Origin of the sequence: Synechococcus sp. A18-25c, from assembly GCF_014280035.1 — a bacterium.
GTDB lineage: Bacteria > Cyanobacteriota > Cyanobacteriia > PCC-6307 > Cyanobiaceae > Synechococcus_C.
The window spans coordinates 433,506-459,659 of record NZ_CP047957.1 but is presented as its reverse complement, the minus strand read 5'-3'; the positions used below and the strand labels follow the sequence as shown (position 1 = coordinate 459,659).

The 26,154-nt window shown below is 60.0% G+C and carries 24 protein-coding genes and 2 tRNA genes; 16 read left to right on the top strand and 10 right to left on the bottom strand.

The window, feature by feature from the left end; all coding sequences use genetic code 11:
* Nucleotides 1-20: 20 nt before the first annotated feature.
* The 8 genes from SynA1825c_RS02275 to SynA1825c_RS02240 all read left to right on the top strand — a co-directional run bounded on the left by SynA1825c_RS02275 (nucleotide 21) and on the right by SynA1825c_RS02240 (nucleotide 10,570).
* A complete protein-coding gene (locus SynA1825c_RS02275) occupies nucleotides 21-1,097 on the top strand; it encodes an Mrp/NBP35 family ATP-binding protein (RefSeq protein WP_186470106.1) in 1,077 nt (358 codons plus the stop codon).
* A gap of 1 nt (nucleotide 1,098) precedes the next feature.
* Nucleotides 1,099-2,424 carry a rod shape-determining protein RodA gene (rodA, locus tag SynA1825c_RS02270; RefSeq protein ID WP_186470105.1) on the top strand — a complete coding sequence of 442 codons (1,326 nt, stop codon included), beginning with the start codon at nucleotides 1,099-1,101 and terminating at the stop codon, nucleotides 2,422-2,424.
* The gene (locus SynA1825c_RS02265) at nucleotides 2,421-3,824 is read left to right on the top strand and encodes a sensor histidine kinase (RefSeq protein WP_255478432.1); all 1,404 of its coding nucleotides are present in this window, start codon (nucleotides 2,421-2,423) and stop codon (nucleotides 3,822-3,824) included. The genes rodA and SynA1825c_RS02265 overlap by 4 nt, the downstream gene beginning before the upstream one ends.
* Before the next feature lie 92 nt (nucleotides 3,825-3,916).
* The gene (locus SynA1825c_RS02260; protein WP_186470104.1) at nucleotides 3,917-4,348 is read left to right on the top strand and encodes a photosystem I reaction center subunit II PsaD; all 432 of its coding nucleotides are present in this window, start codon (nucleotides 3,917-3,919) and stop codon (nucleotides 4,346-4,348) included.
* A 74-nt stretch (nucleotides 4,349-4,422) separates the two neighbouring features.
* Nucleotides 4,423-5,955: an anthranilate synthase component I family protein gene (locus SynA1825c_RS02255; protein WP_186470103.1), complete on the top strand. Its 1,533-nt coding sequence runs from the start codon at nucleotides 4,423-4,425 to the stop codon at nucleotides 5,953-5,955.
* Nucleotides 5,952-7,100 carry a glutamate--cysteine ligase gene (gene gshA / locus SynA1825c_RS02250; RefSeq protein WP_186470102.1) on the top strand — a complete coding sequence of 383 codons (1,149 nt, stop codon included), beginning with the start codon at nucleotides 5,952-5,954 and terminating at the stop codon, nucleotides 7,098-7,100. The genes SynA1825c_RS02255 and gshA overlap by 4 nt, the downstream gene beginning before the upstream one ends.
* A complete protein-coding gene (ppc, locus tag SynA1825c_RS02245) occupies nucleotides 7,097-10,108 on the top strand; it encodes a phosphoenolpyruvate carboxylase (protein WP_186470101.1) in 3,012 nt (1,003 codons plus the stop codon). Before gshA ends, ppc begins: the two co-directional genes overlap by 4 nt.
* On the top strand, nucleotides 10,109-10,570 hold the full coding sequence (locus SynA1825c_RS02240; protein WP_255477027.1) for an N-acetyltransferase: 462 nt from the start codon (nucleotides 10,109-10,111) through the stop codon (nucleotides 10,568-10,570).
* 20 nt (nucleotides 10,571-10,590) lie between these two features.
* Here SynA1825c_RS02240 and SynA1825c_RS02235 read toward each other — a convergent pair.
* Nucleotides 10,591-10,664, bottom strand: a tRNA-Arg gene (locus SynA1825c_RS02235).
* 82 nt (nucleotides 10,665-10,746) lie between these two features.
* Between SynA1825c_RS02235 and recF the strand changes: the two genes are divergently transcribed.
* Nucleotides 10,747-11,844, top strand: coding sequence for a DNA replication/repair protein RecF (gene recF, locus SynA1825c_RS02230; RefSeq protein ID WP_255478480.1), 1,098 nt, complete (start codon nucleotides 10,747-10,749; stop codon nucleotides 11,842-11,844).
* A 28-nt stretch (nucleotides 11,845-11,872) separates the two neighbouring features.
* Nucleotides 11,873-12,361 carry an adenosylmethionine decarboxylase gene (gene speD, locus SynA1825c_RS02225; RefSeq protein WP_186470100.1) on the top strand — a complete coding sequence of 163 codons (489 nt, stop codon included), beginning with the start codon at nucleotides 11,873-11,875 and terminating at the stop codon, nucleotides 12,359-12,361.
* A gap of 15 nt (nucleotides 12,362-12,376) precedes the next feature.
* On the opposite strand, the gene larE is transcribed toward speD, so the two are convergent.
* Complete coding sequence (larE, locus tag SynA1825c_RS02220; RefSeq protein WP_186470099.1) at nucleotides 12,377-13,216, bottom strand: ATP-dependent sacrificial sulfur transferase LarE; 840 nt, start codon at nucleotides 13,214-13,216, stop codon at nucleotides 12,377-12,379.
* Nucleotides 13,217-13,276: 60 nt separating this feature from the next.
* Between larE and SynA1825c_RS02215 the strand changes: the two genes are divergently transcribed.
* Nucleotides 13,277-14,473 carry a cob(I)yrinic acid a,c-diamide adenosyltransferase gene (locus SynA1825c_RS02215; RefSeq protein WP_186470098.1) on the top strand — a complete coding sequence of 399 codons (1,197 nt, stop codon included), beginning with the start codon at nucleotides 13,277-13,279 and terminating at the stop codon, nucleotides 14,471-14,473.
* Between the two features lie 19 nt (nucleotides 14,474-14,492).
* Here the strand turns inward: SynA1825c_RS02215 and moeB are convergent, their stop codons facing one another.
* Both moeB and SynA1825c_RS02205 read right to left on the bottom strand, forming a co-directional pair.
* Nucleotides 14,493-15,656 carry a molybdopterin-synthase adenylyltransferase MoeB gene (moeB, locus tag SynA1825c_RS02210; protein ID WP_186470097.1) on the bottom strand — a complete coding sequence of 388 codons (1,164 nt, stop codon included), beginning with the start codon at nucleotides 15,654-15,656 and terminating at the stop codon, nucleotides 14,493-14,495.
* Nucleotides 15,616-16,212, bottom strand: a complete 597-nt coding sequence (locus SynA1825c_RS02205; protein WP_255477026.1) for a M67 family metallopeptidase — start codon at nucleotides 16,210-16,212, stop codon at nucleotides 15,616-15,618. The genes moeB and SynA1825c_RS02205 overlap by 41 nt, the downstream gene beginning before the upstream one ends.
* 11 nt (nucleotides 16,213-16,223) lie before the next feature.
* Here SynA1825c_RS02205 and SynA1825c_RS02200 point away from each other — a divergent pair, with 11 nt between their 5' ends.
* The gene (locus tag SynA1825c_RS02200) at nucleotides 16,224-16,583 is read left to right on the top strand and encodes a CAAD domain-containing protein (protein ID WP_186470096.1); all 360 of its coding nucleotides are present in this window, start codon (nucleotides 16,224-16,226) and stop codon (nucleotides 16,581-16,583) included.
* A 33-nt stretch (nucleotides 16,584-16,616) separates the two neighbouring features.
* On the opposite strand, the gene SynA1825c_RS02195 is transcribed toward SynA1825c_RS02200, so the two are convergent.
* The gene (locus SynA1825c_RS02195; RefSeq protein WP_186470095.1) at nucleotides 16,617-17,498 is read right to left on the bottom strand and encodes a fructosamine kinase family protein; all 882 of its coding nucleotides are present in this window, start codon (nucleotides 17,496-17,498) and stop codon (nucleotides 16,617-16,619) included.
* Nucleotides 17,499-17,562: 64 nt separating this feature from the next.
* Here SynA1825c_RS02195 and crtD point away from each other — a divergent pair, with 64 nt between their 5' ends.
* On the top strand, nucleotides 17,563-19,077 hold the full coding sequence (gene crtD / locus SynA1825c_RS02190; RefSeq protein WP_186470094.1) for a C-3',4' desaturase CrtD: 1,515 nt from the start codon (nucleotides 17,563-17,565) through the stop codon (nucleotides 19,075-19,077).
* Here the strand turns inward: crtD and SynA1825c_RS02185 are convergent.
* A complete protein-coding gene (locus SynA1825c_RS02185; RefSeq protein WP_186470093.1) occupies nucleotides 19,061-19,963 on the bottom strand; it encodes a prephenate/arogenate dehydrogenase in 903 nt (300 codons plus the stop codon). The genes crtD and SynA1825c_RS02185 overlap by 17 nt on opposite strands.
* Before the next feature lie 101 nt (nucleotides 19,964-20,064).
* Between SynA1825c_RS02185 and SynA1825c_RS02180 the strand changes: the two genes are divergently transcribed.
* The 3 genes from SynA1825c_RS02180 to SynA1825c_RS02170 all read left to right on the top strand — a co-directional run bounded on the left by SynA1825c_RS02180 (nucleotide 20,065) and on the right by SynA1825c_RS02170 (nucleotide 22,212).
* Entirely contained in the window at nucleotides 20,065-21,507 is a 1,443-nt protein-coding gene (locus SynA1825c_RS02180; protein ID WP_186470092.1) for a helicase, read from the top strand.
* A 39-nt stretch (nucleotides 21,508-21,546) separates the two neighbouring features.
* Nucleotides 21,547-21,786, top strand: coding sequence for a DUF2839 domain-containing protein (locus SynA1825c_RS02175; RefSeq protein ID WP_186470091.1), 240 nt, complete (start codon nucleotides 21,547-21,549; stop codon nucleotides 21,784-21,786).
* Nucleotides 21,787-21,861: 75 nt separating this feature from the next.
* A complete protein-coding gene (locus tag SynA1825c_RS02170) occupies nucleotides 21,862-22,212 on the top strand; it encodes a DUF1815 family protein (RefSeq protein ID WP_186470957.1) in 351 nt (116 codons plus the stop codon).
* Here the strand turns inward: SynA1825c_RS02170 and recA are convergent, their stop codons facing one another.
* From recA to SynA1825c_RS02150, 4 genes are all read right to left on the bottom strand, one after another.
* Complete coding sequence (gene recA / locus SynA1825c_RS02165; protein ID WP_186470090.1) at nucleotides 22,213-23,352, bottom strand: recombinase RecA; 1,140 nt, start codon at nucleotides 23,350-23,352, stop codon at nucleotides 22,213-22,215. It abuts the gene before it with no gap.
* A 152-nt stretch (nucleotides 23,353-23,504) separates the two neighbouring features.
* On the bottom strand, nucleotides 23,505-24,269 hold the full coding sequence (locus SynA1825c_RS02160; protein ID WP_186470089.1) for an HAD family hydrolase: 765 nt from the start codon (nucleotides 24,267-24,269) through the stop codon (nucleotides 23,505-23,507).
* A gap of 16 nt (nucleotides 24,270-24,285) precedes the next feature.
* Nucleotides 24,286-24,357 (bottom strand) — tRNA-Gln (locus tag SynA1825c_RS02155).
* Between the two features lie 105 nt (nucleotides 24,358-24,462).
* Nucleotides 24,463-26,145, bottom strand: a complete 1,683-nt coding sequence (locus SynA1825c_RS02150) for an AAA family ATPase (RefSeq protein ID WP_186470088.1) — start codon at nucleotides 26,143-26,145, stop codon at nucleotides 24,463-24,465.
* Nucleotides 26,146-26,154: the final 9 nt, after the last annotated feature.

Genomic DNA, 26,154 nt, shown 5'->3' with positions numbered 1-26,154 from the left:
CAGCCCATCGAAAGGGATACATGACCACAGCAGAACAGGCGACGCAGGCCCTCAGCGACCTCCGCGATGCTGGAAGCGAGCGCTCACTGCTGGAACTTGGCTGGCTTGATCAGGTCAGAGTGGCGCCCCCTCGAGCCGTGATCCGACTGAACCTGCCTGGTTTTGCCCAGAGCCAGCGCGATCAGATCGTGAACGCAGCCAAACAACGGTTGTTGCAGCTGGAAGGCATCGATGATGTTCAGTTTGAGCTCGGTCAACCGCCGTCACAGGGCGGCATTGGTCAGGCCGGACACGGCCAGGTAGCCGAGCGGCAATCCATTCCCGGCGTTCGCCATGTGATCGCTGTGAGCAGCGGCAAGGGCGGCGTTGGCAAAAGCACCGTTGCCGTCAATCTGGCGTGCGCTTTGGCGGCCCAAGGTCTCCGCGTGGGCTTGCTGGATGCGGACATCTATGGGCCCAACGCTCCGACCATGCTCGGCGTCGCCGATCGCACCCCTGAAGTGAGCGGCAGTGGCGAAAACCAGACCATGCAGCCGATCGAAACCTGTGGTGTGGCCATGGTGTCGATGGGTCTGCTGATCGAAGAAAACCAGCCCGTCATCTGGAGAGGTCCGATGCTCAACGGCATCATTCGCCAATTCCTATATCAAGTGAATTGGGGCGAGCGGGATGTTCTGGTGGTGGATCTGCCGCCAGGTACAGGCGATGCCCAACTTTCTTTGGCGCAAGCCGTCCCGATGGCAGGTGTGGTGATCGTCACCACACCGCAGCAAGTGGCTCTTCAGGATGCGCGCCGCGGCCTGGCGATGTTCCGCCAGATGAGCATTCCGGTGCTGGGCGTTGTCGAGAACATGAGTGCCTTCATTCCCCCGGATCAGCCCGACAAGCGCTATGCCTTGTTTGGCAGCGGCGGCGGCCAAACCCTTGCCGACGCCTTCGAGGTTCCCTTGCTCGCTCAAATCCCGATGGAAATGCCTGTGCAACAAGGAGGCGACCGGGGCCAGCCCATCACCCTCGCTCATCCCGACTCGGCGAGTGCTCGTACCTTCCTCGATCTAGCTGAGCGACTCTCACCAACGGTCATCCAGAAACACTGAGATGGTGTCCGGAGTTGGCCTCAACGGACAGCCCTTGGTCAGACGGCCAGGACAACGGCAGGGTCGAGAGCGCGACTGGATTCTCTGGGGCGTGCCACTCATCATGGTGACAATTTCCAGCTTTTTAATTCTCAGCATCGAGCGTCAAGAAGCATTGGAAGGGCTTTCTTCGTTCTCTCTTAGCTTCACAGGCCTTCTTCGATTCATGAACACCCAGCTGTGGTTATCGCAGCTTGTGACAGCCTTTTTTGGCATCCTTATTGCTCTTTTTATCGCCAAATTAAGGCTCCAACGTTTAAAACCTTTATTACTTCCTATTTACATCTTCACAGTGATCAGTCTGATCGCTGTTCGATTTATCGGGGTCACTGCACTGGGCGCACAGCGCTGGATCAGCATCGGACCCTTCAATGTTCAGCCCTCGGAATTTGCAAAGTTGTCAGCCATTCTTCTACTGGCAGCTGTGCTTGATCGGCACCCTGTCGAAAGACCGATCGATCTGCTGCGTCCCTTGGGAATCATCTCAATTCCCTGGATGCTGGTATTCATCCAACCCGACCTGGGCACCTCTTTGGTTTTCGGAGCCTTGCTGCTCACGATGCTCTATTGGTCAGGGATGCCGTTTGAGTGGCTTGTGCTGCTGCTCTCTCCCCTGATTACAGCGCTGCTGGCTGGACTGTTTCCCTGGGGCCTGGCCCTGTGGATTCCTCTCACTCTCGCTGTCGCTTACCGATCGCTTCCCTGGAAAAAAACAGCGCTGGCGCTGGTCCTAGCGGTTCAAAGTGCAGCTGCGGTCGTGACCCCATGGCTCTGGGAAAACGGCTTGCAGGATTATCAGCGCGATCGACTGGTTCTCTTTCTTGACCCGACCAAGGACCCTTTGGGTGGTGGCTATCACCTCCTGCAAAGCACAGTGGGAATTGGTTCCGGAGAGCTGTTCGGGACCGGCCTGCTGCAAGGACAACTCACAAAACTTCGCTTCATTCCCGAACAACACACTGATTTCATCTTCAGCGCACTTGGCGAAGAAATGGGCTTTTTTGGGACGATTTTGGTCGTCGTTAGCTTCGCGCTGCTGATGGGGCGTTTGCTGCAGATTTCAGGGAAAGCTCGCACCGACTTCGAATCCCTTGCAGTGATTGGAGTTGCGACGATGTTGATGTTTCAGATTGTGGTGAACATCTTCATGACAATTGGACTTGGCCCTGTCACAGGAATCCCGCTTCCCTTTATGAGCTACGGACGTAGCGCCATGGTCGTCAATTTCATTGCTCTTGGCCTGTGCCTCTCGGTGGCGAGACGATCCAGGCGAGCCTCGATCCGTTGAAAGATTCCACACCGCTTCTGCAGTCGATCCATGCCTGCATGGCCGCGGGCGTTCCAGAGGGACACGCCAACGATGCCCATGCTCGCCGGCTCTGGTGGGCGGCCCTGGAAGTTCTGCAGGATCTGCTGGGGTCCGATGAGGATGCCAGTGGAGGGCTCTGGCTGGCAGCCCCACTTCCAGCCCTCTATGCGCCGGACCTGCTGCAACGGTTTCAGGGGTGGGTCTGGGCACCGCAAGCCCTCGATGCATTGCACGCCGCTGAGCGGTCAACGCTGCTTCCTCCCGATCGAAGACGCACACCTGATTTGGATGCGGAAGCGACCGAGTGCAACCGATTTCAGCGTTTGCCGCTTCAAAACTCCGACAGTCAAGACCCGCTTCTGATAGTGATCACCGGGAAGCTGCAGGTTGCCCTGGCCCTCTACGGCCCTGAAGGCCAGCGTCAGCTGCTGATGCGCAGTGAGCCAGACATCCTCGGACAAGTGCTGACTCTTGTGGAGCAGCGTCTTCGCCGCGACGCCCCAGACCAAGCCAACGATCTACAGAGGGCGATCCGCCTGCTGGGACCGCTGCAGAGCAGCAGTGACCTCGCCATGCAGTTCTGGCCGCAGCTTGCCGAGCGACTGGCCAGCATGGTTCCCACCGTCACGCTTCAGGCAGTCCGCGACACCAATCTCTCTGACGAGCAGCCGCAGCCTCAATCCAACACGGACAAGGCTGATGCGGAACTGTCGTTGCTGGAAGCGATCACCCATGAGGTGCGCACCCCTCTGGCCACGATTCGCACCTTGATTCGTTCCCTGTTGAGACGACGCGACCTGCCAGAGCAGGTGCTGGATCGTCTCTCCCAGATCGACACCGAATGCAGCGAACAGATCGACCGCTTCGGTCTGATCTTTCAGGCTGCCGAACTTCAGCGCCAGCCCGAAAGCCCCTCAGCCTTAGCGCGCACCGACCTTGGAGCGATGCTGCAGGCACTCGCCCCAGGCTGGGAACAACAACTTCAGCGCCGCGGACTGACTCTGGAACTCAGGCTTGAGCAGGACCTGTCTCCAGTCCTCAGTGACCCTGGACGCTTGGAACCGATGCTGGGCGGCCTGATCGATCGCTGCAGCCGCGGTCTGCCCACGGGGAGCAGCTTGACACTCACCCTGCAGCCTGCTGGCGCCAAGCTCAAACTTCAGCTGCTCAATCGCACTCCCGACCAACCCGAGAGCCTCGACAGCGACAACCTCTCACAAGAGCAACTGGGTCCCGTTCTTAGCTGGAACACGAGCACAGGAGGCCTGCAACTCAGCCAAAACGCCACCCGGGATTTACTCGAACGACTGGGCGGGCGCCTCACCCAGCGCCGTGATCGGGGACTAACTGTTTTCTTTCCCATTGCAGGCCAATGTTGACGGGTGTGAAGGTCCTTGCCAGAAGAGGAATTCGTCCCAAATCATTTGCTACTTTCCAGCCATATCGGCACTCCGATCTCTCGAGGACAGCCATGGCATCAACGGCGTTGACAGGACAGCTTCCACAGTTCATTGGCAGCACCGGCGGCCTTCTCAACTCCGCTGAAACGGAGGAGAAGTACGCGATCACCTGGAGCAGCAATGCCGATCAGGCGTTCGAACTCCCTACAGGCGGCGCAGCCATGATGAATTCAGGCGAAAACATCATGTATTTCGCTCGCAAGGAGCAGTGCCTGGCGCTTGGAACCCAGCTGCGCACCAAGTTCAAGCCTCGGATTGAGGATTACAAGATCTACCGGATCTTCCCTGGCGGTGACACCGAGTTCCTTCATCCTGCAGACGGCGTTTTCCCTGAAAAAGTGAACGAAGGACGATCCATGGTGGGTCACAATGCTCGCCGCATCGGTCAGAACACCGACCCGGCCAAAATCAAATTCAGCGGCCGCAACACGTTCGACTCCTGATCGCCTGATCACCCAGCCATCACGCCGGGCAATCACCCGGCATGATGGTCTGCGGTCGGTTTGACGATTTCGACATGCTCAGCCCCGACCGCAAAGCTTTCCTGAAATCCGCCGAATCGGGTTCCACCTTGATTCCTGTTGCCTGTAGCTGGCCAGCGGATCTCGAAACCCCGCTCACCACCTGGCTCAAGGTGGGAAATGGACGGCCGCCAGGTGTTCTGCTCGAGTCTGTTGAAGGCGGGGAAACGCTGGGCCGATGGAGTGTTGTCGCCTGTGATCCACTTTGGACCCTTTCAGCAGGGTCTCAAGGCTTGCAGCGTGTCTGGCGAGATGGTCATCAGGAGGCCTTCACGGGCAACCCCTTCGACTGCCTGCGCGCTTGCCTTAAGCCCTATATCCCAACTTCATTGTCCGGCCTGCCGCCCCTCGGCCAGCTGTATGGAATGTGGGGCTATGAACTGATCCACTGGATTGAGCCCTCCGTTCCCGTTCACCAACCGGAGCAGGGATCTCCCCCGAATGGCGTCTGGATGCTGATGGACAGCATCTTGATCTTTGATCAGGTCAAACGCTTGATCACCGCCGTTGCCTATGGCGATTTGAGTGCCGAACGGGGCGCATCATCCAGTCCGGAACTGGCCTGGAGCAGTGCAATGGCGCGAATCAACGACCTGCGTGAGCGCATGGCGGCACCATTGCCACCCGTGCGTCCCTTGAACTGGTTGCCGGATCGTGGGAACACGCCAACGACGTCGAGCAACAGAACACGAGAGGACTTTCACGAGGCTGTCGACACCGCCAAAGAACACATCGCTGCAGGGGATGCCTTCCAACTGGTGATCAGCCAGCGCTTGAGTGCGGATGTCAGCCACCCTCCACTGGATCTTTACCGCAGTCTGCGGATGATCAATCCATCGCCGTATATGGCCTTTTTCGATTTCGGCGACTGGCAGCTGATTGGCTCCAGCCCGGAAGTGATGGTCAAGGCAGAGCCGGATCAAGGCGGGATTCGCGCTGTGCTCCGGCCGATTGCAGGCACGCGCCCGCGTGGTGCCAACCCGGTGGAAGACCGCAAGTTCGAAGCCGACTTACTCGCCGATCCCAAAGAACGAGCCGAACACGTGATGCTCGTGGATCTGGGTCGCAACGATCTCGGCAGAGTCTGCTCACCAGGCTCGGTCTCGGTCGGCGACCTGATGGTGATCGAACGCTATTCCCATGTGATGCACATCGTTAGTGAAGTGGAAGGACGCTTGGCTCCAGGCAAGGACATCTGGGATCTGCTGATGGCGTCCTTCCCTGCCGGCACCGTGAGCGGCGCTCCGAAGATCCGTGCCATGCAGTTGATCCACGAGCTGGAGCCCGATGCCAGAGGTCCTTATTCCGGCGTGTATGGCTCCGTTGACCTCGCCGGTGCGCTGAACACCGCCATCACGATCCGAACCATGGTGGTTGAACCTAAGCAGAGTGGTGGCTGGACACTGCATGTGCAGGCTGGTGCCGGAATTGTTGCCGACTCCCAACCAGAATCGGAGTTTCAAGAGACCCTGAACAAAGCCAGAGGAATGCTGACAGCACTGGCCTGCCTCGAGGCTTCCCCGGCATGAGCAGCGATCGCCTGTTGAAGGGGTTCGAAGTGGAGCTGTTTACCGGCCGTAAAGATGGGCGCAACGTCGGCGTTGCGGCACGTGCCAAACAGGAGCTGACAGGGTTCGTCACCGAACCGGACCATCGCAATCTGGAGTATGTCACCGCTCCCCAAGCCGATTACGAGGGGCTGTCGGAAGCCTTGTTGTCACCACGACGCAGGCTTCGTCGCTGGCTAATGGACCAGAACCTCACGCTGTTGCCAGGCAGCACGCTCAGTCTCGGCGACACGCAGCATTTCGAACGCTCTGACCCCAACAATCCGTACCACGCCCTGATTGAAGCCACCTATGGAACCGCGGTGGTGACGGCCAGCGTCCACGTCAATCTGGGCATTGACGACCCAGAAGACCTGTTCGCTGCTTTGCGTCTCGTGCGTTGTGAAGCCGCACTGTTGCTCTCGCTCAGTGCCAGCTCGCCATTCCTGAACGGCAAGGTCACAGGCGCCCATTCCCAGCGATGGCTGCAATTCCCCCTGACGCCATCACGCGTGCCGTTGTTCCGCGATCACCAGCACTTCATCACGTGGACCGAAGCCCAGATCGATGCCGGCACCATGCACAACGTGCGACACCTGTGGACGTCGGTCCGTGCCAACGGACCGGATCGCCCCCATCGACTGAATCGGCTTGAGCTGCGCATCTGCGATCTGATCACGGATCCAGACATGCTGCTGGCAGTGACCGCTCTGCTTGAACTGAGAGTGCAGCAGGTGTTGCGTGACCCTCAGTCCCACGACCCTCTGCACAGCAGCAGCCTCAGCCTTGAAGAGCTGGAGATCTTGAGCATGAACAACGATCGAGCCGCGGCTCAGTCAAGCCTCGATGCCACGCTTTGTGACTGGCATGACGGCCATGAGCGTTCCTGCCGCGACTGGCTCAAGCAACTGATCGACTCCGTCGTCCCACTCGCTCATGAGCTGGGATTGCATGAGCAGCTAAAGCCCCTCCAATCCATCCTGATGCATGGCAATCAGGCCATGCGCTGGCTGGATGGCATCGATCGGGGCGACACAATCGAAGCCATGCTGCGAAGCAGCATTAGTGCCATGCAGGACGAAGAGATGCGTGGTGTTTGTGTCTCAGCTGAACGCGCTTTGGGATGATCATGACGACTTCCGATCCCGGCCCGCTGTCCATGTCCTCCTCCTCCACAACGATTCCTGCGAGCGATCAGCCCAGGGCGGAGGTCTCGGAGTGTCGCGGTAACGGCCAGCTGCTTCAGCAGCGACTGGCCCTGGTCGAGGATCTCTGGCAGACGGTGCTGCGCAGCGAATGTCCTGCGGATCAAGCCGAACGGCTACTGCGCATGAAGCAACTCAGCGATCCTGGCGTTGCGGACAGCAGCGACCAGAGCAGCGGTGGCGTGGCGTCGCTCATCCGCGACATGGATCTGTCCGAAGCGATTGCAGCGGCCCGTGCGTTCTCGCTTTATTTCCAGCTGGTCAACATCCTCGAGCAACGCATCGAGGAAGACAGCTACCTGGAGAGCATCGTCCGCTCCCAAGAACTGATTGACCAGATCGACCCTTTTGCTCCACCGCTCGCGACCCAGACCGAACCGGCAACGTTCTGCGAGCTATTCGAACGTTTGCGCCGACTGAACGTTCCACCGAAGCATCTGGAGACACTTCTCCAGGAGCTGGACATTCGACTGGTGTTCACAGCCCACCCCACCGAGATCGTGCGCCACACGGTGCGCCACAAGCAAAGACGTGTAGCCAGCCTGCTGCAGCAACTGGAATCCAAAACCGACACCAGCCCGTCCGAAGCCTCTGGCATCCGTCTGCAGCTGGAAGAAGAAATCCGGCTTTGGTGGAGAACCGATGAGCTGCACCAATTCAAACCCTCGGTGCTGGATGAGGTGGATTACGCCTTGCACTACTTCCAGCAGGTGTTGTTTGAAGCCATGCCTCAGCTGCGACGGCGCCTCTCAACAGCACTGTCCAGCAGCTATCCAGATGTGCAGTTGCCGCCTTCTTCGTTCTGCACCTTTGGCTCCTGGGTTGGATCCGATCGGGACGGGAACCCCTCCGTGACCACGGACATCACCTGGCGCACTGCGTGTTACCAGCGTCAATTAATGCTTGACCGCTACATCAACGCGGTCCAAAACCTCCGCGACCAGCTGAGCATCTCCATGCAATGGAGCCAGGTGAGTGCACCGCTGCTGGAATCCCTTGAAATGGACCGACTGCGCTTTCCAGAGGTCTATGAAGAACGCGCAACCCGCTACCGCCTGGAGCCCTACCGACTGAAGCTCAGCTTCATGCTGGAACGGCTGCGTCTCACACAACTGCGTAACGATCAGCTGGCGGAGGCTGGCTGGCGAGCCCCTGCGGATGGCATAGCGCCCTGCCCACCGGATGCGCAACCCAGTGAAGCCCTTCATTACGGATCGATCGCTGAATTCCGCAGCGAACTCGAGCTGATCCGCACCAGCCTCGTGAGTACAGATCTCACCTGTGAACCCCTCGACACCCTGCTCACCCAGGTGCATATCTACGGGTTCTCTCTTGCGGGCCTCGACATCCGTCAAGAAAGCACCCGGCACAGCGATGCCCTCGATGAACTGAGTCGCTACCTGACTCCTGATCAGGCCTACGGAGATCTCAACGAAGACGAGAAGGTCGCCTGGTTGCTCCAGGAGTTGCAGACAAGACGGCCACTGATCCCCCCCTCCGTGGACTGGTCCGCCAACACTGCCGAAACCGTGGATGTGTTCCGGATGCTGCATCGTCTTCAGGACGAGTTCGGCAGCCGCATCTGTCGCACTTACGTGATCTCGATGAGTCACAGCGTGTCTGACCTGCTGGAAGTCCTTCTACTGGCCAAGGAGGCCGGCTTGGTGGATCCCTCAGCCGGTCATGCGGATTTGTTGGTGGTTCCCCTCTTCGAGACCGTTGAGGATCTCCAGCGGGCACCTGAAGTAATGGAGCAGTTGTTCCAGACCCCGCTCTACCGAGATCTGTTGCCACGGGTGGGTGGCCTAAGCCTGCCCCTGCAGGAATTGATGCTGGGCTATTCCGACAGCAACAAAGACTCCGGCTTCCTCTCCAGTAATTGGGAGATCCACAAAGCCCAGATCGCGCTTCAGGATTTGGCGTCCCACAACGGCGTGGCCCTCCGACTATTCCACGGACGTGGCGGTTCCGTCGGCCGCGGCGGTGGCCCGGCTTACCAAGCGATCCTGGCTCAGCCCAGTGGAACCCTCCAGGGTCGGATCAAGATCACCGAGCAGGGAGAGGTGCTGGCTTCGAAATACAGCCTGCCAGAACTGGCGCTCTACAACCTTGAAACTGTCACCACCGCGGTGGTGCAGAACAGCCTGGTGACCAACCAATTGGATGCCACGCCCAGTTGGAATGAACTGATGGCACGGTTGGCCCAATGTTCCCGGCGTCACTACAGAGCCCTGGTGCACGACAACCCCGATTTGGTGGCCTTCTTTGAACAAGTGACCCCAATCGAAGAGATCAGCAAGTTGCAGATCTCTAGTCGACCCGCACGACGGAAATCAGGGGCCAGAGACCTCTCGAGCCTCCGCGCCATTCCCTGGGTGTTCGGCTGGACCCAAAGCCGCTTCCTACTTCCCAGCTGGTTCGGAGTTGGCACCGCCCTCAGCGAAGAACTGGAGGCTGATCCGGATCAGCTGTCGTTGCTGCGCACGCTTCATCAGCGCTGGCCCTTCTTCCGCATGTTGATCTCCAAAGTGGAGATGACCCTCTCCAAAGTGGATCTCGACCTGGCCCGCCACTATGTGAGCAGTCTCGGCAGCGCCGAACATCGAGAGGCTTTCGAGCGCATCTACAGCACCATCGCTGAGGAATACAGCCTGACCCGGCGGCTGGTGCTGGAGATCACCCGGCAGGAAAGGCTGCTCGATGCCGATCCCGCCCTACAGCTCTCCGTTGGACTGCGCAACCGCACGATCGTGCCGCTCGGCTTCCTTCAGGTGGCTTTGCTCAAGCGCCTCAGGGATCAGAACCGCCAGCCGCCCATGAGTGAGTCATCCAGTGATGGAGACGGTCGCACTTACAGCCGAAGCGAATTGCTTCGCGGCGCTCTGCTAACCATCAATGGCATTGCTGCAGGCATGCGTAATACCGGCTAAGTGGGACTGCTTCCTTTTCGCCAACAAGCTGCAATTCCACGCCTGCCTGAGCGCTACTGCTTCAGCATGGAGCATGTTCCTGATGGCGAATGTATCAACGCCCTGTTGCAGGCGTGCGGCGACCAACCGCATCCAGTCGAGCGCTGGCCTCTCGCGCTGCAACGCAGCCTCTGGCATCTCTGCATCCTTGATCAAGAGGAGCAGCGACTGGTCGGATTCGTCCGAGCCACCAGCGACCAGGCACTCAATGCCAACCTCTGGAATCTGGCCGCAGCCCCCGGCGAGGATCAACCCAAGCTGCTCAAGGCACTCGTGCATCGTTCTCTGGCCTGCCTGCGTCGAGACCTACCGGGATGCAGCATTTCCATCGCCGCACCAGCCCAAGCCTTGGATGCGATCAAGTCACAAGGATTTTTGCTCGATCCCGGAGGGATCAGAGCCATGGGGCTGAGGCTCCGCTGAGCGAACAACCTGTCTGAACACGAGCATGGAGGGACTCGAACCCCCGACCCTCAGAACCGGAATCTGATGCTCTATCCAACTGAGCTACATGCCCCCGCTTGGCTGTGAGATCAACCGCGAGACAGTTACCTTAGCGACACGCCGCAACCGGACTCATTCGGCTTCTCCGGCTCGAACTGCAGGCGTTCCGCAACCACTGCCAACTGCAGCTGGAGATTGATGCTCCGCGTTTGCTTGTGATCGGTAGCAACGGCATCGGGAAATCCAACCTGCTCGAATCCGTAGAACTGCTCGGAAGTCTTCGCTCCCATCGCTCCAGTCAGGACGCCGATCTGATCCACTGGGATGCCTCGCGTGCCCTGCTGAAGGCCACCTGTCCTGACGATGAGCAGGTGGAACTGGAACTCAGGCGGAAAGGCGGCCGCCAGGCCAAACGCAACGGCAAGGTTCTGCAGCGCCAGATGGACCTGGTGGGTCCGCTGCGCTGTGTGGGATTCAGTGCCCTCGATCTGCATCTGGTACGAGGCGAACCCGCCCTCAGACGGCAATGGTTGGACCGAGTGGTGCTGCAGCTGGAGCCGATTTATGCCGATCTGATCGGTCGCTACAACCGGCTCCTGCGTCAACGCAGTCAGTTCTGGCGCCGCGGTGGGCTCGGATCCTCATCGGAACAGCAGGTCTTGCTGGACAGCTTCGACACCCAAATGGCGTTGGTCTGCACGCGCATCCACCGGCGCCGGCGCCGCGCATTGGCCAGGCTTGAACCCCTGGCAGCAGCCTGGCAGGATCGCCTCAGCGAAGGGCAGGAGCAGCTGGAGCTCCGCTATGCGCCAGGCAGCCGCTTGGACGGTGAAGAGGCGGAAGAACCCTGGCGTCTCTCAATCGAAGAGCAGTTACGACAACAGCGCCCGGAAGAAGAACGACTCGGCAGCTGCAGGGTGGGCCCCCACCGCGATGAAGTGGAACTAGTGCTGAACGGCACGGCTGCGCGCCGCTTTGGTTCTGCCGGTCAGCAGAGAACGATCGTGCTGGCCCTCAAGCTGGCAGAGCTGGAACTGGTGGGTGAATTATGCGGACACCCTCCACTGCTGCTGCTAGATGACGTGCTGGCCGAACTGGATCCACGCCGGCAGCTTGCCCTGCTGGAAGCCGTTGGGGATACCCATCAGTGCCTTGTGAGTGCAACCCACCTGGACGCATTCGAAGGAGGCTGGCGTCAACACTCCCAGATTCTCAAGGCCGATCACTTGAGGAACGGGATGAGAAAAAGCTAAATTCAGCAACCCTTTGTAGCGTCCACTGATGGAGCAATCCCTGCCTTGCCTGCATCCCAACCCAGGATGGGGCGACGCCCAGATCAATCCCGTTTCCAGTTCCAGCCCTGCCAACACCAGTGCCACCGACATGGTGGGCAAGCACTGCATTCTCGAGCTTTACGAATGCGATCACAGCAAGCTCGACGACGAAGCTTTTTTGAGAACCACCATCACAACAGCAGCGAAACGTGCTGGTGCAACGCTTCTCAACCTCATCACCCACCGTTTTGAGCCCCAAGGGGTCACCGGTCTGGCCTTGCTGGCGGAATCACACATCTCGATCCACACCTGGCCCGAAAACGGCTACGCCGCAGTTGATGTTTTCACTTGCGGAGACCACACCATGCCGGAATCAGCTTGTGAACACCTGAGAATCGAATTGGGCGCCCGCAAGCATGCGCTCCGTAGTTTTCTGCGGGAGACCCCTGCAGCCATTGCGGAGGCTGAACGCACACCTTGCCCAGAGCGCGGCTGAGCAAGTCTTGGCTCCTCAAATTCTGTTGAGCTTGCCGCTCACCAATCCTTCGAGATCCAGGCTGACGCTAGTGAAACCAAGCTGCATCAGCGCCTCAACCACCGCGGTGCGTAGAGCGGGATCCAACAGTTCTGGCAGTCGCTCTTGGGGCACTTCAATCCGGGCCGACAGTCCCTGTGAGCGCACTCTCACCCGTGGGAAACCCTGTTGAATCAACCAGGCCTCGGCCTGGCCCACCTGCTGCAAACGGCTGTGGCTGATCGCCTCGCCATAGGGAAAACGCGAGGCAAGACAAGGCTGAGCTGGCTTGTCCCACCACGGAAAACCGAGTGCCTTTGAGAGACGACGCACTCCAGCCTTGTCGATCTTCAACTCCGCAAGAGGAGAGCGCACACCGGCATCCCGAGCAGCCTGAATACCAGGACGGTGGTCACTAAGATCATCCAGATTGACCCCATCCAGGACCTGAGCTCCCTGCGCTGCCTGCGCAATCGGCCCGAGCTGACTGTGCAACTCCCGTTTGCAGGCGTAACAGCGATCCGTGGGATTGCTGTTGTAGGCAGGATCCTCTAATTCACGAGTTTCCACCTCGCGATGCTGCATCTCTAACCAATCCGCCTGCTGACGGGCTTCAGCGAGCAGGTGAGGTGCCAAAGCGGGGGAAACACCCGTGATCGCCCAAGCGCGCTCATCCAGCTGCTCCTTAGCAATGGCGGCAACCAGGGTGCTGTCAACGCCACCGGAATAAGCCACGCAGACCTGGTCACAGTCGTGGATCCATGTCCGCAAATCCCCGAGCTGCTGAGCATCCTCAGATGACAGGCGTTCCAGCAGGCGAAAAGTCTGTAAAGCCACTGCTGAACGCGGGAATCTGGGTATGCTCCGATCGTACGAAGCGCCATCCAGGTCCTGACGATGGACGCAACCCGGTCATCCGGCAGTTCGAGCGGATCACGACATCGCAGCAAGCGAGACATTGGCATCGTCACCGCTGCCGACAGCCGAGAGCGCAGCCTCGGTCAGCTGCATGTCTACGACGGAGAAGGCAAGGGCAAAAGTCAAGCGGCACTTGGCGTGGTGTTGCGAACGATCGGTCTTGGCATCTGCGAGCAGCGGCGTACGCGCGTGCTGCTGCTGCGGTTCCTCAAAGGACCGGGGCGCGCATACGACGAAGACGCGGCCATCGAGGCGCTCCAGCAAGGCTTCCCGCACCTGATCGACCAGGTGCGCACGGGCCGGGCCGATTACTTCAATGCAGAGGAAGCCACAAGGTTCGACCAACAAGAAGCGCAACGCGGTTGGGATATCGCCCGTGGAGCCATCGCCAGCGCGCTGTACTCGGTCGTGGTTCTCGACGAGCTCAACCCCTTGCTCGATCTGGGACTGCTGGATGTTGACGATGTGGTGAAGACCCTCTCTGCGCGCCCGGAAGGCATGGAGATCATCGTGACGGGGCGGGCTGCACCACAGCCCTTGATTCAGATCGCCGATCTTCACTCAGAGATGCGCGCCCATCGCAGAATTGAACCTGCTGACGACACCTTCCTTCCTTTCACCTCTCCTGGTGCAATCGAGATCTACACCGGAGAAGGCAAAGGCAAATCCACCAGCGCCCTCGGCAAAGCACTGCAAGCCATCGGTCGCGGCATCAGTCAGGACAAAAGCCACCGCGTGTTGATCCTGCAGTGGCTGAAAGGGGGGAGCGGCTACACCGAGGATGCTGCAATCGCTGCCCTTCGTGAGAGCTACCCGCATCTCGTCGACCATCTGCGCTCGGGGCGTGACGCAATCGTGTGGAGAGGCCAGCAAGAGCCGATTGACTACGTGGAGGCTGAACGGGCCTGGGAGATTGCCCGGGCGGCCATCGCCAGCGGCCTCTACAAGACCGTAATCCTCGATGAACTCAATCCCACCGTGGATCTGGAGTTGCTACCAGTGGAGCCGATCGTCCAATCCCTGGTTCGCAAGCCAGCTGAAACTGAAGTAATCATCACGGGCCGCTGCAAACATCCCCCGGCCTATTTCGATTTAGCCAGCGTCCATTCCGAAATGGTCTGCCACAAGCACTACGCCGAACAGGGGGTGGATCTGAAGCGTGGTGTGGACTACTGACGGCAGGCTGCGAAGGCCCTTAGTAAACCGGAACGCTGGCATCCACCTCCTGGGACCAGGCATTGATGCCTCCGGTCACATTGATGGCGTCAATCCCTTGTTGCGCCAGCAACTCCACCGCACGGGCTGAACGGCCACCCAATTTGCAGTGCACATAGATCGCTCTTGTGCCGGCAAGGCTGCGCACAGTCTCCACACCTTCACCGCTTTCAATCCTGGCGAGGGGCACCAAGTGCGCACCTTCGATCACCGCCACATCGGCTTCAGCGGGATTGCGAACATCGATCAAAACCCACTCGGAACTCTGGGCCATCAGGGCACTGAGCTCGCGCACGGAAATGCTGTTCACCGCTGTCGACTCCTTGCCGCGCTTGGTCCCAGCGGCATTGCAGAACGCTTGATAGTCAACCAGGCCGGTGATCGGTGACCGGGCCGGTCGGCGCTGGAGCCGAAGCTCCCGGAAGCGCATCGACAAGCCATCCACTAACAGAAGACGTCCATCCAAAGGGTCACCGATCTCGGCAAGAACCTTGATCACTTCAGTGGCCTGAATCAGGCCGATCAGCCCAGGCATCACGCCCATCACACCACCATCAGCGCAAGAGGGGACGAGACCCGGTGGAGGTGGTTCGGGCACCAGATCGCGATAGTCAGGTGACGCGGGTCCAAGGTTGAACACGCTCACCTGCCCTTCGAAGCGTTGCACCGAGCCATAGACCCATGGTTTGTTCAGCAGAGCGCAGGCATCGCTAATCAAGTAACGCGTAGGGAAGTTGTCGGAACCATCGACCACCAAGTCATGGTCCGTGATCAGATCCAGGGCATTCATGGCGGTGATCCGGCAGCGATGCTCGACCACCCGGCAATGAGGGTTGAGATCAAGCAACCGCTGACTGGCCGATTGTGCTTTCGACTGACCAACCGTTCCCTCACCATGAATCACCTGACGTTGCAGATTGGACACCTCCACACAGTCGTCATCGACGATGGCGATCCTGCCGATGCCCGCTGCCGCGAGATACAGAAGCAGTGGAGAGCCAAGTCCACCGGCGCCGACACAGAGCACCGATGCAGCTTTCAATCGTTTCTGACCCTCAACACCCAATTCCGGCAAGGTGAGGTGCCTGGCATACCGCCCCCGCTCATCTGAGCTGAGATCGACTTGGACTTGAGGTTCCGTCATCACCAAGGCAAGAGGAATTGGGCTGAGCGGGGATGGTCTGGCAGGTCACCAGCGGCAGTGCGTGCACAGCATCCGGTGAAGGTCCCTGGAGCCACCATGCCGCGAGACCGCCCCTGCCGGCATCGATCAGCATCACACCAGCGGCAGCAGCCCATCGACGATCGACGGCACTGGGCACCGGCTCACCGCCTGGATGGGAATGCGCACTGCCCAGCACCTGCCAACCACGGGCTCTTGCCCAGCGTTGTGCTGCGATTTGCTCACGTGGATCGAGCGCAAATCGCGAGCATCGTGATGGCACCGCTTGGGAATCGGCAGCACCGTTGCAGTCCAGTTCCGAAAAGCCAAAAAGCCCAGGGATCCACACGTTGCAACAAGGCCACACCTGACGAACCGACCACTCTGAAGACGACTCGCCGATCAGGAGGGCGCAACCTTCCTCGGGTGCTACGGCCTCAAGAGAAGACCTGAGAATCATCAGACACTCCACATCGATGCAGAGCTGCCATGGCATTCGACTGAGCTTGCCGATATTGTCTCGGAGTATTAAATCCATGCCAAGGCGTCATGAGCGACGAAACCACCACTCAGGCGACCGAGACCACCGGTAGCACTGACACCGTCGATTTTGCTGAACGCTACAAAGACATTCTCGGCAAGGTGAATGAAACCCTTGACAAAGTCGACTGGAGTCAAGCTGGACGCATCGGCAAAGTTGTCGGGATTTTTGCCGCGGTGATCGTTGCTCAGATCCTGATCAAAGGCATTCTTGACACCATCAATTTGCTTCCGGTTGTGCCCGGCCTACTCGAGCTGCTCGGCGTGGTGGTCGTCGGTCAGTGGAGCTGGAAAAACCTCACCACAAGCGACAAGCGCAGTGCTCTGGTCACCCGGATCCAATCCCTGCGTCAAGAGTATCTGGGCTGAATCCCTGCGCTGATGAGAACGCATCGCGTTCGCTCAGAGCCAATCACGCCGCAACTCCTTGAGGATGTTGCGGCTTTGTTGTTGGTACCCGCCACCAAACAGATTGGCGTGATTCAGCACGTGGTAGAGGTTCAACACCTCAATCCGCTGCTCAGCCCCGTCATCCAGAGGCCATTCCTGCTGATATCCCTCCCAAAACCGACGAGTGAATCCACCAAACAGTTGTGTCATGGCCAGATCGACCTCACGGTCGGCCCACCAACTTGCTGGATCAATCAAGAGTCCACGGCCGTCTTCAAGGACTGCTGCATTGCCGGCCCAGAGGTCTCCATGCACTAGGCACGGTTGTGGCGCATGCCGGTTCAACCAATCCATCACAGGTGAAAGCAACGACTCCCAATCCGTTTCAACGAGACCCCAATCACGCGCCAATTCCAACTGAGGGCGCAGACGCAATTGTGTGAAGGCCTCTCCCCAGGACTCACACCAGCCACCCGGTTGAGGCCCAAGGCCAATGAAACCGTCCTGAGCCCAGCCGAAGCGACGGGGATTCGATTGGGCTGATCTGCGATGCAGTCGAGCCAAGCCACGACCAAGCTGAAACTGATCACCGCGCCCTGAAGGCCACCAGGCCATCACGAGGGCGGAGCGTGAACCCAAGCGCAGACAAGCAAGCACTTGAGGAACTTCAATCAACTTGGGATCGGCCCATTGCCGCAACGCCGCCAATCCCGACTGCTCAGCAATCAGCTGGTCTGGCCGCGCCAGCTTGACGAACAGTGCCTCGCCATCACTGAGCATCACGCGCCAACTGGTGCCGACACTTCCACCACCCACAGGACTGAGATCCATGATCTGCCGACCGGCCAGCAGATCGCCTGCCGCCATGAGGGCCTGCTCCAGCTCGTCCCGCATCCACGCTGATCGGTCGCTGCTGCCAGCATGACGTGATCAAAAACAATGACGGAGGCTGCCGCGGATGGACGCCAGCCAGGATGTGATCGTGATCGGCGGGGGGATTGCCGGCCTCACGGCCGCAGCCCTTCTTGCCCATGAGGGGATCGGAGTCACCTTGCTGGAGTCCCACCATCAGCTGGGTGGATGTGCGGGCACCTTCCGACGGGGGCCCTACACCTTCGATGTCGGCGCCACGCAGGTGGCCGGACTGGAACCGGGTGGCAGCCACGCTCGATTGTTCCACCACCTGAACATCACCCCCCCAGTAGCCAAGCGACTCGACCCAGGTTGCGTGGTGGACCTGAACGACGGCTCAGCGGCCATCCATCTCTGGCACGACCCTCAGCGCTGGCATCAGGAGCGTGAAGCGCAGTTCCCCGGCACTGAACGGTTCTGGCAGCTTTGCAGCTGGATTCATCAGCAGAACTGGCAGTTCGCCGCCGCTGATCCTGTGCTTCCCGTACGCAGCGGCTGGGATCTCAATCGAACGCTCGCAGCGCTGCGGCTGGGGAATCTGATCAGCGCCCCTCTCGGCCTGCTAACGGTGGGCGACCTCTTGCGATTAACAGGTTGCGGCGAGAACCAACGGCTGCGCCGCTTTCTCGACCTGCAGCTGCGCCTTTATTCCCAGCAGCCCTGTGACCGCACGGCAGCGCTCTACGGCGCCACGGTGCTGCAGATGTGTCAGGCCCCACTGGGACTCTGGCACCTGCAGGGTTCCATGCAGAGTCTCAGCGAAAGCCTCCAAAGCGCCATCGAACGCGACGGTGGCAAGGTGCTGCTGCGCCATCGAGTCACGGGATTACGACGCCATCCAGAGGGTCCCGGATGGAGTGTCCATGTGGACCTGCCGGATGGATCCAAGCCAAGCCTCCACGCCAGCGATGTGATCTGCAGCCTGCCTCCCCAGAGCCTGCCGGCTCTCTTACCTGACCCCGGCCTGATGCCGGAAACCTACCGACGCCACCTGGAGACTCTCGACGCACCCAGTGGCGCCATTGTTTTTTACGGAGCACTGGAGCGTCGACACCTGCCTTCAAACTGTCCAGGCCATCTGCAGCGCGATCAAGCCTCACCTGGTTCTCTGTTTCTTTCCGTGAGCCATGACGGTGACGGCCGAGCCCCAGCAGGTCGAGCCACCGTGATCGCCAGCGTGTTTACCTCCCCGCAGGGATGGCACACCATGGACGAGGAGGCCTATCAGAGCCGTAAACAGAATCTGCTCGCCACCATTCGAAAGGGGGTCAACGCAGCGCTTGATCTGCCCGATCAAGCCTGGCTGCATCAAGAACTGGCCACACCCCGCGGCTTCGCCCGATGGACCGGTCGACCGCAGGGCATCGTGGGTGGCCTTGGGCAAAGTCCTGACCGTTTCGGCCCCTTTGGCCTGGCCAGCCGAACACCGGTGGCCAATCTCTGGCTGTGCGGAGATTCCATTCACCCTGGCGAGGGGACCGCGGGCGTGAGCCTGTCCGCACTGATGGCCTGCCGGCAGATGATGGCAGCGCGCGGACGGGAACTCAGCCTGACGCACTAGAGGACGGCGACGGACCGTTCAGGAACTGCGGTCGCAATGCTCGCGTGTTCTGGAGTTCCTGCTCCAACTGGGCCCAGTGACCGTTGAGGATCGCTTCCTCCAACTGTTCCAGACTCCAGCGATAAGCCGCGAGTGCCTTGAGCAAAGCGTCAGTGTTGCGTGAAGCCATGGCCGTTCCCAGAGCGGGATTACCGCCACCCACCCGGGTGGTGTCCGCAAAGCCGCTGGACGCCAACTGCTTGGCGAGCTCCCGCACGCGCGGGTCTCGTTCCTCGCCGACAGCACGCAACAAAGCAGCACTCACCATCACGGGCAGATGCGAAATCAGAGCAACGGCCTGGTCATGGATGAGCGGATCAGCCTGAATCCAATGCGCGCCAAGGGCCTCAGCCAGCCGCTGAATGTGCTGCGCAGCATCCATATCCGTGCCGGCCTCGGGGGTTCCAACCCAAGGACGTCCACGAAACAGCCCGGCGCAACCGGATTCCACACCGGACTCCGCGGTTCCAGCCATCGGATGCGACGCCACAAACCGGGGATGCCGATTTCTCCAGACATGAAGCACCGGGCCTTTCACAGACCCCACATCGGTCACGGCGGCGGCGTCCGGCAGCGCCTTCACCAGCAACTGCGGAGGGTCCAAGAGAGCCTCCATGGGAAGCGCCAGTACCACCACATCACAACCTTGTAGGCAGGCGGGATCGCAACTGACGGCATCAACTAGACCCCTTGCCATTGCCCTCTCGGCGGTGCTGGCGCGATGAACGAGTCCCTGCACAGGCACACCAAGAGCGCGCAAATCAAGGGCGATCGAACCGCCGATCAAACCAAGACCGACCACACCCACACGGCTGATGTTCAGTGATCGAACCCGCCCGTCGTTCATGCCCACCCTGCACAAGCCATCCATGTTGCTTGGCCGTCAACCGTGAAGGAACAGCTCAGCGTGAACCAACCAGCAGGTAAACGCTTCTTAGGGTGGCGCGCATGCTGGAAGTTCAGGCCCATCAGCAGCTGAAGCACCTCCTCAGGGGGAGCGAAGGGCACTGGGAACACGAGCTGACGCTCAGCCGCCTGGTGGGACGCAGCCTGCGCCGCGGGGATCGAACCCGGATCCAACTATCAGCTGGCAGCAACGATCGTTGGTGGCTGGCCTTGATGGTGCCCCTGGCCCTGCAAAGCCGTCACACGGTGTTGGTGCTGGACACCCTGCAACAACAGCGATTGCTTCAGGTTGAACGCCCTCGACTGATGGAGAGCGGCATCCGAATGAGTTGCTGGACCGACGATGCTCCCCCGCCAGGAGATCAGCTCTGGCTGGTGACCCCGCAGCAGCTGGTCAATCTGCATGGCGCCGGCAGGCTGAGGCCCGAAGACCATCTGGTCATCCCGGCGGCAGAAACCCTGGCGTCGCGACTTCGCCTGGCCATGGCCATGCAGATCGACTCCATGCACTGGGAACAATTGCGCACAGCCTTTCCCGCAGCAAGGGAAGGCTTATTGGAACTGCACGAACGTCTCACCCGCCAGGTGGTCTCCTGCGGAACAGGTGCAGACCGTGATGTCGTCATGCCTGAGAGCGCTCTGACGCTGGTGCGGGATCTCCTGCAGTTGTTGGGTTCCACGCCCGCACCCTGGTGCGACCTGATGGCACTTGACCAGTCGTCCTGCGCCAGCTGGGCCAGCTGGAATGCAAAAACTCTGCAGTGGAGCTGGCATCTTCAACCCCTGGAACCGCTGCAATCTCTCGAGCGGATGTTCAACACGCATCCCTGGACATTGCTGCATGGAGACGGAGGCTGTCGCCGCCATGGCGACTCCACTGAAACGTCTGACGATGCACTGCACATCGATCTTCGCGACGCCCCGCGAGCTGAACCGATCCCGCTCTATTTGCCGAGACGTCAGCCACTCCCCAACACAGAGATTTATTCCAGCCACCTGCTGGAACAAAGTCGACGTTTAATCCTCGGTCGCACAGGTGTCACTGTTGTGCTGCTCGACCCGCCAGGTATGCGCCAGCGCCTTTGCAGTGAACTTGCGGCGGAGTTCGGCAGTCGAGTCACTCTGGAAAGCACCGCACCCGAAGTGAATGGGGTGATCTGCTGCCGCTGGAGTTGGTGGCTCGACCATCAGCAACAACTTCCGGCCCCGGATCAACTGATCGCTGCGATGCTTCCGATTGCCAGCCTGGAAGAACCACTAACAGCTGCTCGCGTGGAGTCGCTCAAGCGTCAAGGCAAGGACTGGTTCAGGACCCTGCTGCTCCCGGAAGCCTTGACGAAACTCACACCCGCCATTGCCCCGCTCCGGCAAAGCGGTGGCCGGCTGGCCATGCTCGATGGACGTGTTCGTGGACGCAGCTGGGGAGAACAGGTTTTGCGTGCCATGGAACCCTGGGAGCCGTTGCAGAGATTGCGACCGGAGTAAGCATCACTTCTAGGCTGCTCTTGAGATGGATCTCATGTGATGGGTGAAGCCCGCCGTCGTGCAAGCCAAGGACTCCCCCCGCGGCAACGCAAACCAGACCCAAAGGAGGCCGAACGTTTTATCGCCTGGCTACCCCTCACCCGCGCCCAGGGCGCTCAGTTCGTCGACATCACCACACGAGGCGCCTGGATCGGCATTGGTGCACTGGTGGTGCTTTGGATCGTGGTGCGCTTTATCGGTCCTGCTGCAGGCTGGTGGACTTTGGCTGACATGCCCTGAAGCGGACAAACACCACTGAACGCTGAAAATCAAAAGAAAACCTTTAGAGTTTGTTTGCTCTGGGGGCCGCTGTCCGTGTTTCTCCGACTATCCGAGCAGTACCGCTCGGTCGTTCAAGACTTGGTGATGAGCCTGCAGGCTTTGGCTTCCAGCCTGAAGAAAGAAGGAATCACAGCAACGTGTTACGTCTGCGACGACGGTGAGGGCCGCAATGGGAGCGGCGCCTCGTTCATGGCTGAGCTCGGCGACCAACACATGGTGCGATTCCTGGTGTCCGATTTCGGCATCAGCTGGGTTGAATCACGCAATGGACGAGAGCTGGTGAAATTCGAAGGCGCAGAAGCCATTCAGGAACTTCAACGCATTGCCAGCAATCTCCAGGGAAGCCGCCGAACCACCAGCTCCCCTGAGTCCCTTCAAGGGTGATTAGGCGGCACCCTTGACTGACGGAGCAGTGTCTAACTTGGCTGCAGGCTTGGATGCTGCAGAGCGCGCAGCCGCTGCCAGTGGTCGCATGGAGTTGGAGGTAACTTCCGAGCCTTCCGTCAACTTCTGACGCACCACCACTTCAATGGCCTCCTTGGCCTCAGGGTTTTGCTCCAGCCAGCCGATCGTGTTGTCACGACCCTGACCAATGTTGTCGCCTTCATAGCTGTACCAGGCGCCTTTACGGGTGACGACACCGGTTTCTTCAGCGAGGTCGAGCAGACAGCCAAGCGTGCTGATCCCCCGGCCGAAGAGAATGTCGAATTCTGCGATGCGGAAGGGCGGGGCCACCTTGTTTTTGGCCACCTTCACCTTGGCCCGGATGCCGTATTCCTCTGTTCCACGCTTGAGCGTCTGAATGCGGCGGATATCAAGACGTACCGAGGCGTAGAACTTGAGCGCGTTGCCACCGGTGGTGGTCTCTGGGTTGCCGTAGGTCACACCGATCTTCAGGCGCAACTGGTTGAGGAAGATCACGGTGCAACCGGATTTACCGATGTTGCCGGTGATCTTCCGCATCGCCTGGCTCATCAGGCGGGCCTGACTGCCCACCGCCAGATCACCCATTTCTCCTTCAATCTCGGCCCGGGGCGTGAGAGCCGCAACGGAGTCAACCACCACGATGTCGACGGCAGCAGAACGCACGAGCTGATCAACGATCTCCAGAGCCATCTCGCCGGTGTCAGGCTGCGAGACCAGCAGATTTTCAATATCAACGCCGAGCGACGCTGCATAAACCGGATCGAGCGCATGCTCGGCGTCGACGAAGGCCGCAACACCACCCCTGCGCTGCACCTCAGCGATGGCATGAAGAGTGAGCGTCGTTTTACCGGAGCTCTCGGGGCCATACACCTCGACCACACGGCCTTTGGGATACCCACCACCCAAGGCAAGATCAAGCGTGAGGGCACCGGTGGAGATGGTTTCAACCCGCATCCTGGAGGCATCTCCAAGGCGCATGATTGAGCCCTTGCCGAAGTTGCGTTCGATCTGACCGAGCACAAGGTTGAGCGCTTTATCGCGCTCACCCGGGCGGACATCTCCGCCGGAGGATTGGGAGGTTTTCACGTCGGCAGGCATGGCTTAGACAGTTAAAGAGCAGAAGGACGTCGCAAGCAGCTGATCAGGACGGCGGTGGAACCGACGTCGCGGTGAGATCAGACACCGGACAAACCATCCAGTGCCCTGAATCAGGCCATCCGTCTCACGTAGTACAGGTGTACGTTATCGAATCAGTGCCATTCCGCCAAGGGGGACGCGAAGCAATCTCGGCTCAGCAGGCGAATGCCGTTGGGAAGCTGTTGAGAATCGGTGGGTTGCAGATAACCCCAGCTGACAAGCCAGCACGGAAGCGCCTCCAGACCTTCGGTGGCACGGACGGTCTCCAGGGTGGGACGACGATCTTCCACAAATCCGCGCAGATGCCACTCCTCAGCCAGGCGCAACAGCACCTGAGGCTTCGGGCCCGACTCATGACCATCGAGACGGGCAGGCACGAGCCCCATTCCGGCCAGTAGCTCCGCGGTGAACGCCTTTCCCTTCGTGGTGAGCACGGACCAAGCAATGCCCTCTTCAGCCAGGGCCTTCAAACGCTCGGGAACATTGGGATACGGCTGATGCAGAGCAAGCCAGCCGTCGCGATCAGCCCGAACCGCATTGGCGCGCACAACTTCCAGGGTTGTTTGCAGCAATGAAGGCTCCCAGCCGAATCGAGCAAGTGCGGCTTTGCACTGTCGGTTGTAATCACCCACGAACGCCATCACACCGCGTTGCTGCAGGGGCCCATCCGCTTCCGAGATCAGTGCAGCCATCAGCACCATCTCCCAGCCCTGATGGATCCAGGGCCTGAGCTGGCGGAACGACTCAGGAATGCTCTCCTGGAGGGATGCTTGGGGCTGCAGCGTCAACAACGCCCGCCTGGCACTCCACCAGTATTCCTGCATGCCATCCACAATCACCCCGTCAAAATCAAAGACCAGGAGTTCGGCAGAGAGCACCGTGAGAAAGAAAAAACTGGGCCGCTAGGATTCGAACCTAGGAATGGCGGGACCAAAACCCGCTGCCTTACCACTTGGCGACGGCCCATTGATTCCAGATTTGCGGCTCCCTGCGGAGCGCAAAACCGGGGTTCAAATAGTTACCCACAGCAGAGTGACCTTCGTCAATCCGCAGTAGCCAACAACGGAAGAGTCAGGGGGGAAAAACCCTGAGCCTGCGCTGATCCGAAGGACCATAAACATCACTGCTCAAGCTGTAGCGAGACACCAGGTCTGCCTGCATCTGCAAGACGGCTTCGCTGCGTGGGAGCAACTCCACAGGTCGTCCCTCCGGCATCACAATCTGCTCAACCGCCAGACGGCATTCCTCAAGCGCCGCCAAGGCATCACCGTGATCCGATGAGGCGGCTGCGGATGCAGGATCTTGATCGGAGGTGGCGCTGAGCCGACGACTGAGCAAACGCTCCAGAGCCCGTTCCACCTGGGCGAGCGAATCCGACTTAATCACCAAGATCGGCACACCGGCCTCTCGAGCCTGACGCCGCAGGGCGGGCTGACGACCGAGCCCCTGTCGGACGCTGAGGAGCACGTCTGCATCGGCCAGATCGTCCACCGCCAGCACGGGCCATCGATGGCAGCGCACAGCTTCCTCGAGGCGCTGTCGACTGAGCCCACAGCAGAGCACCTGCAGGTCAGCGGCCATCTTGGTTGGGGGCTCAGTCGCAACAGCGTCGCGGGCCGTTGGCTGAGCGGCACCTTCAACTGCAGGCGATTCACCTGCGCGACCGGTGCTGTTGCGACCTTGCCTGGGGTCGGGCATTGGAACCACAGCGAGGGCTGGACGGCGCTGCGGCGGCCGGAGCTCGGACGGATCAGACACCACCAAGCGCACTTGGCCGTTCTCAAGGAGTTCACGCTGCTGAGGCCTGGGATTCTGGCCACGCAACAGCAAATCCACCGTGCGTCCCACGTCCTCATGCACAGCCCAGCGGTCACGACTGTGCATCTCCACCGCCAGAGGGAAGGTCGGCTCTGCGGCTCGCTCAAGCACAGTCTTCTGAGTCCGACGGCGCCGGGCCTCCTCATCACCAAGCGTCACGGACTCAATTCCCCCGATCAAATCGCAAAGCGTTGGGTTCTTGATCAAATTGGCGAGCGCATTGCCATGGGCTGTGGCCACCAACATCACGCCGCGCTCAGCGATGGTGCGGGCTGCTTGGGCTTCCAGTTCCGTGCCGATTTCATCAATGACGATGACCTCAGGCATGTGGTTTTCCACCGCTTCGATCATCACCTGATGTTGAAGCTCGGGTCTGGCCACCTGCATCCGGCGTGCGCGGCCGATGGCGGGATGCGGAATATCACCATCGCCGGCGATCTCATTGCTGGTGTCGATCACCACCACGCGTTTCTGCAGGTCATCCGCAAGCACCCTTGCGATTTCGCGTAATGCCGTGGTCTTGCCTACCCCCGGGCGACCCATCAGCAAAAGCGAACGTCCGGTGTCCAACAGATCCCGGACCATGGCAACCGTGCCGAACACAGCACGACCAACCCTGCAGGTGAGGCCGATCACCTCACCACGGCGATTGCGCATCGCACTGATGCGATGCAGGGTTCTCTCAATGCCAGCACGGTTATCGGCACCGAACTGACCGACACGATTCACCACCTCCTCCAGATCCTGACGCTCAAGACAACGGCTGCCCAGCTCAATCGAGCGTCCGGGATAACGCGCCTCAGGAACCCGGCCCAGATCCAGCACCACCTCGAGGAGCTGATCGCGCCGCTCCTCAGGTTCAAGCGCGTCCTGCACCATGGCTGGCAACAGCTCCAGCAGGCGCTTCAGGTCATCGGTAATTCGCTCGGTGCTCATGGTCGAAGG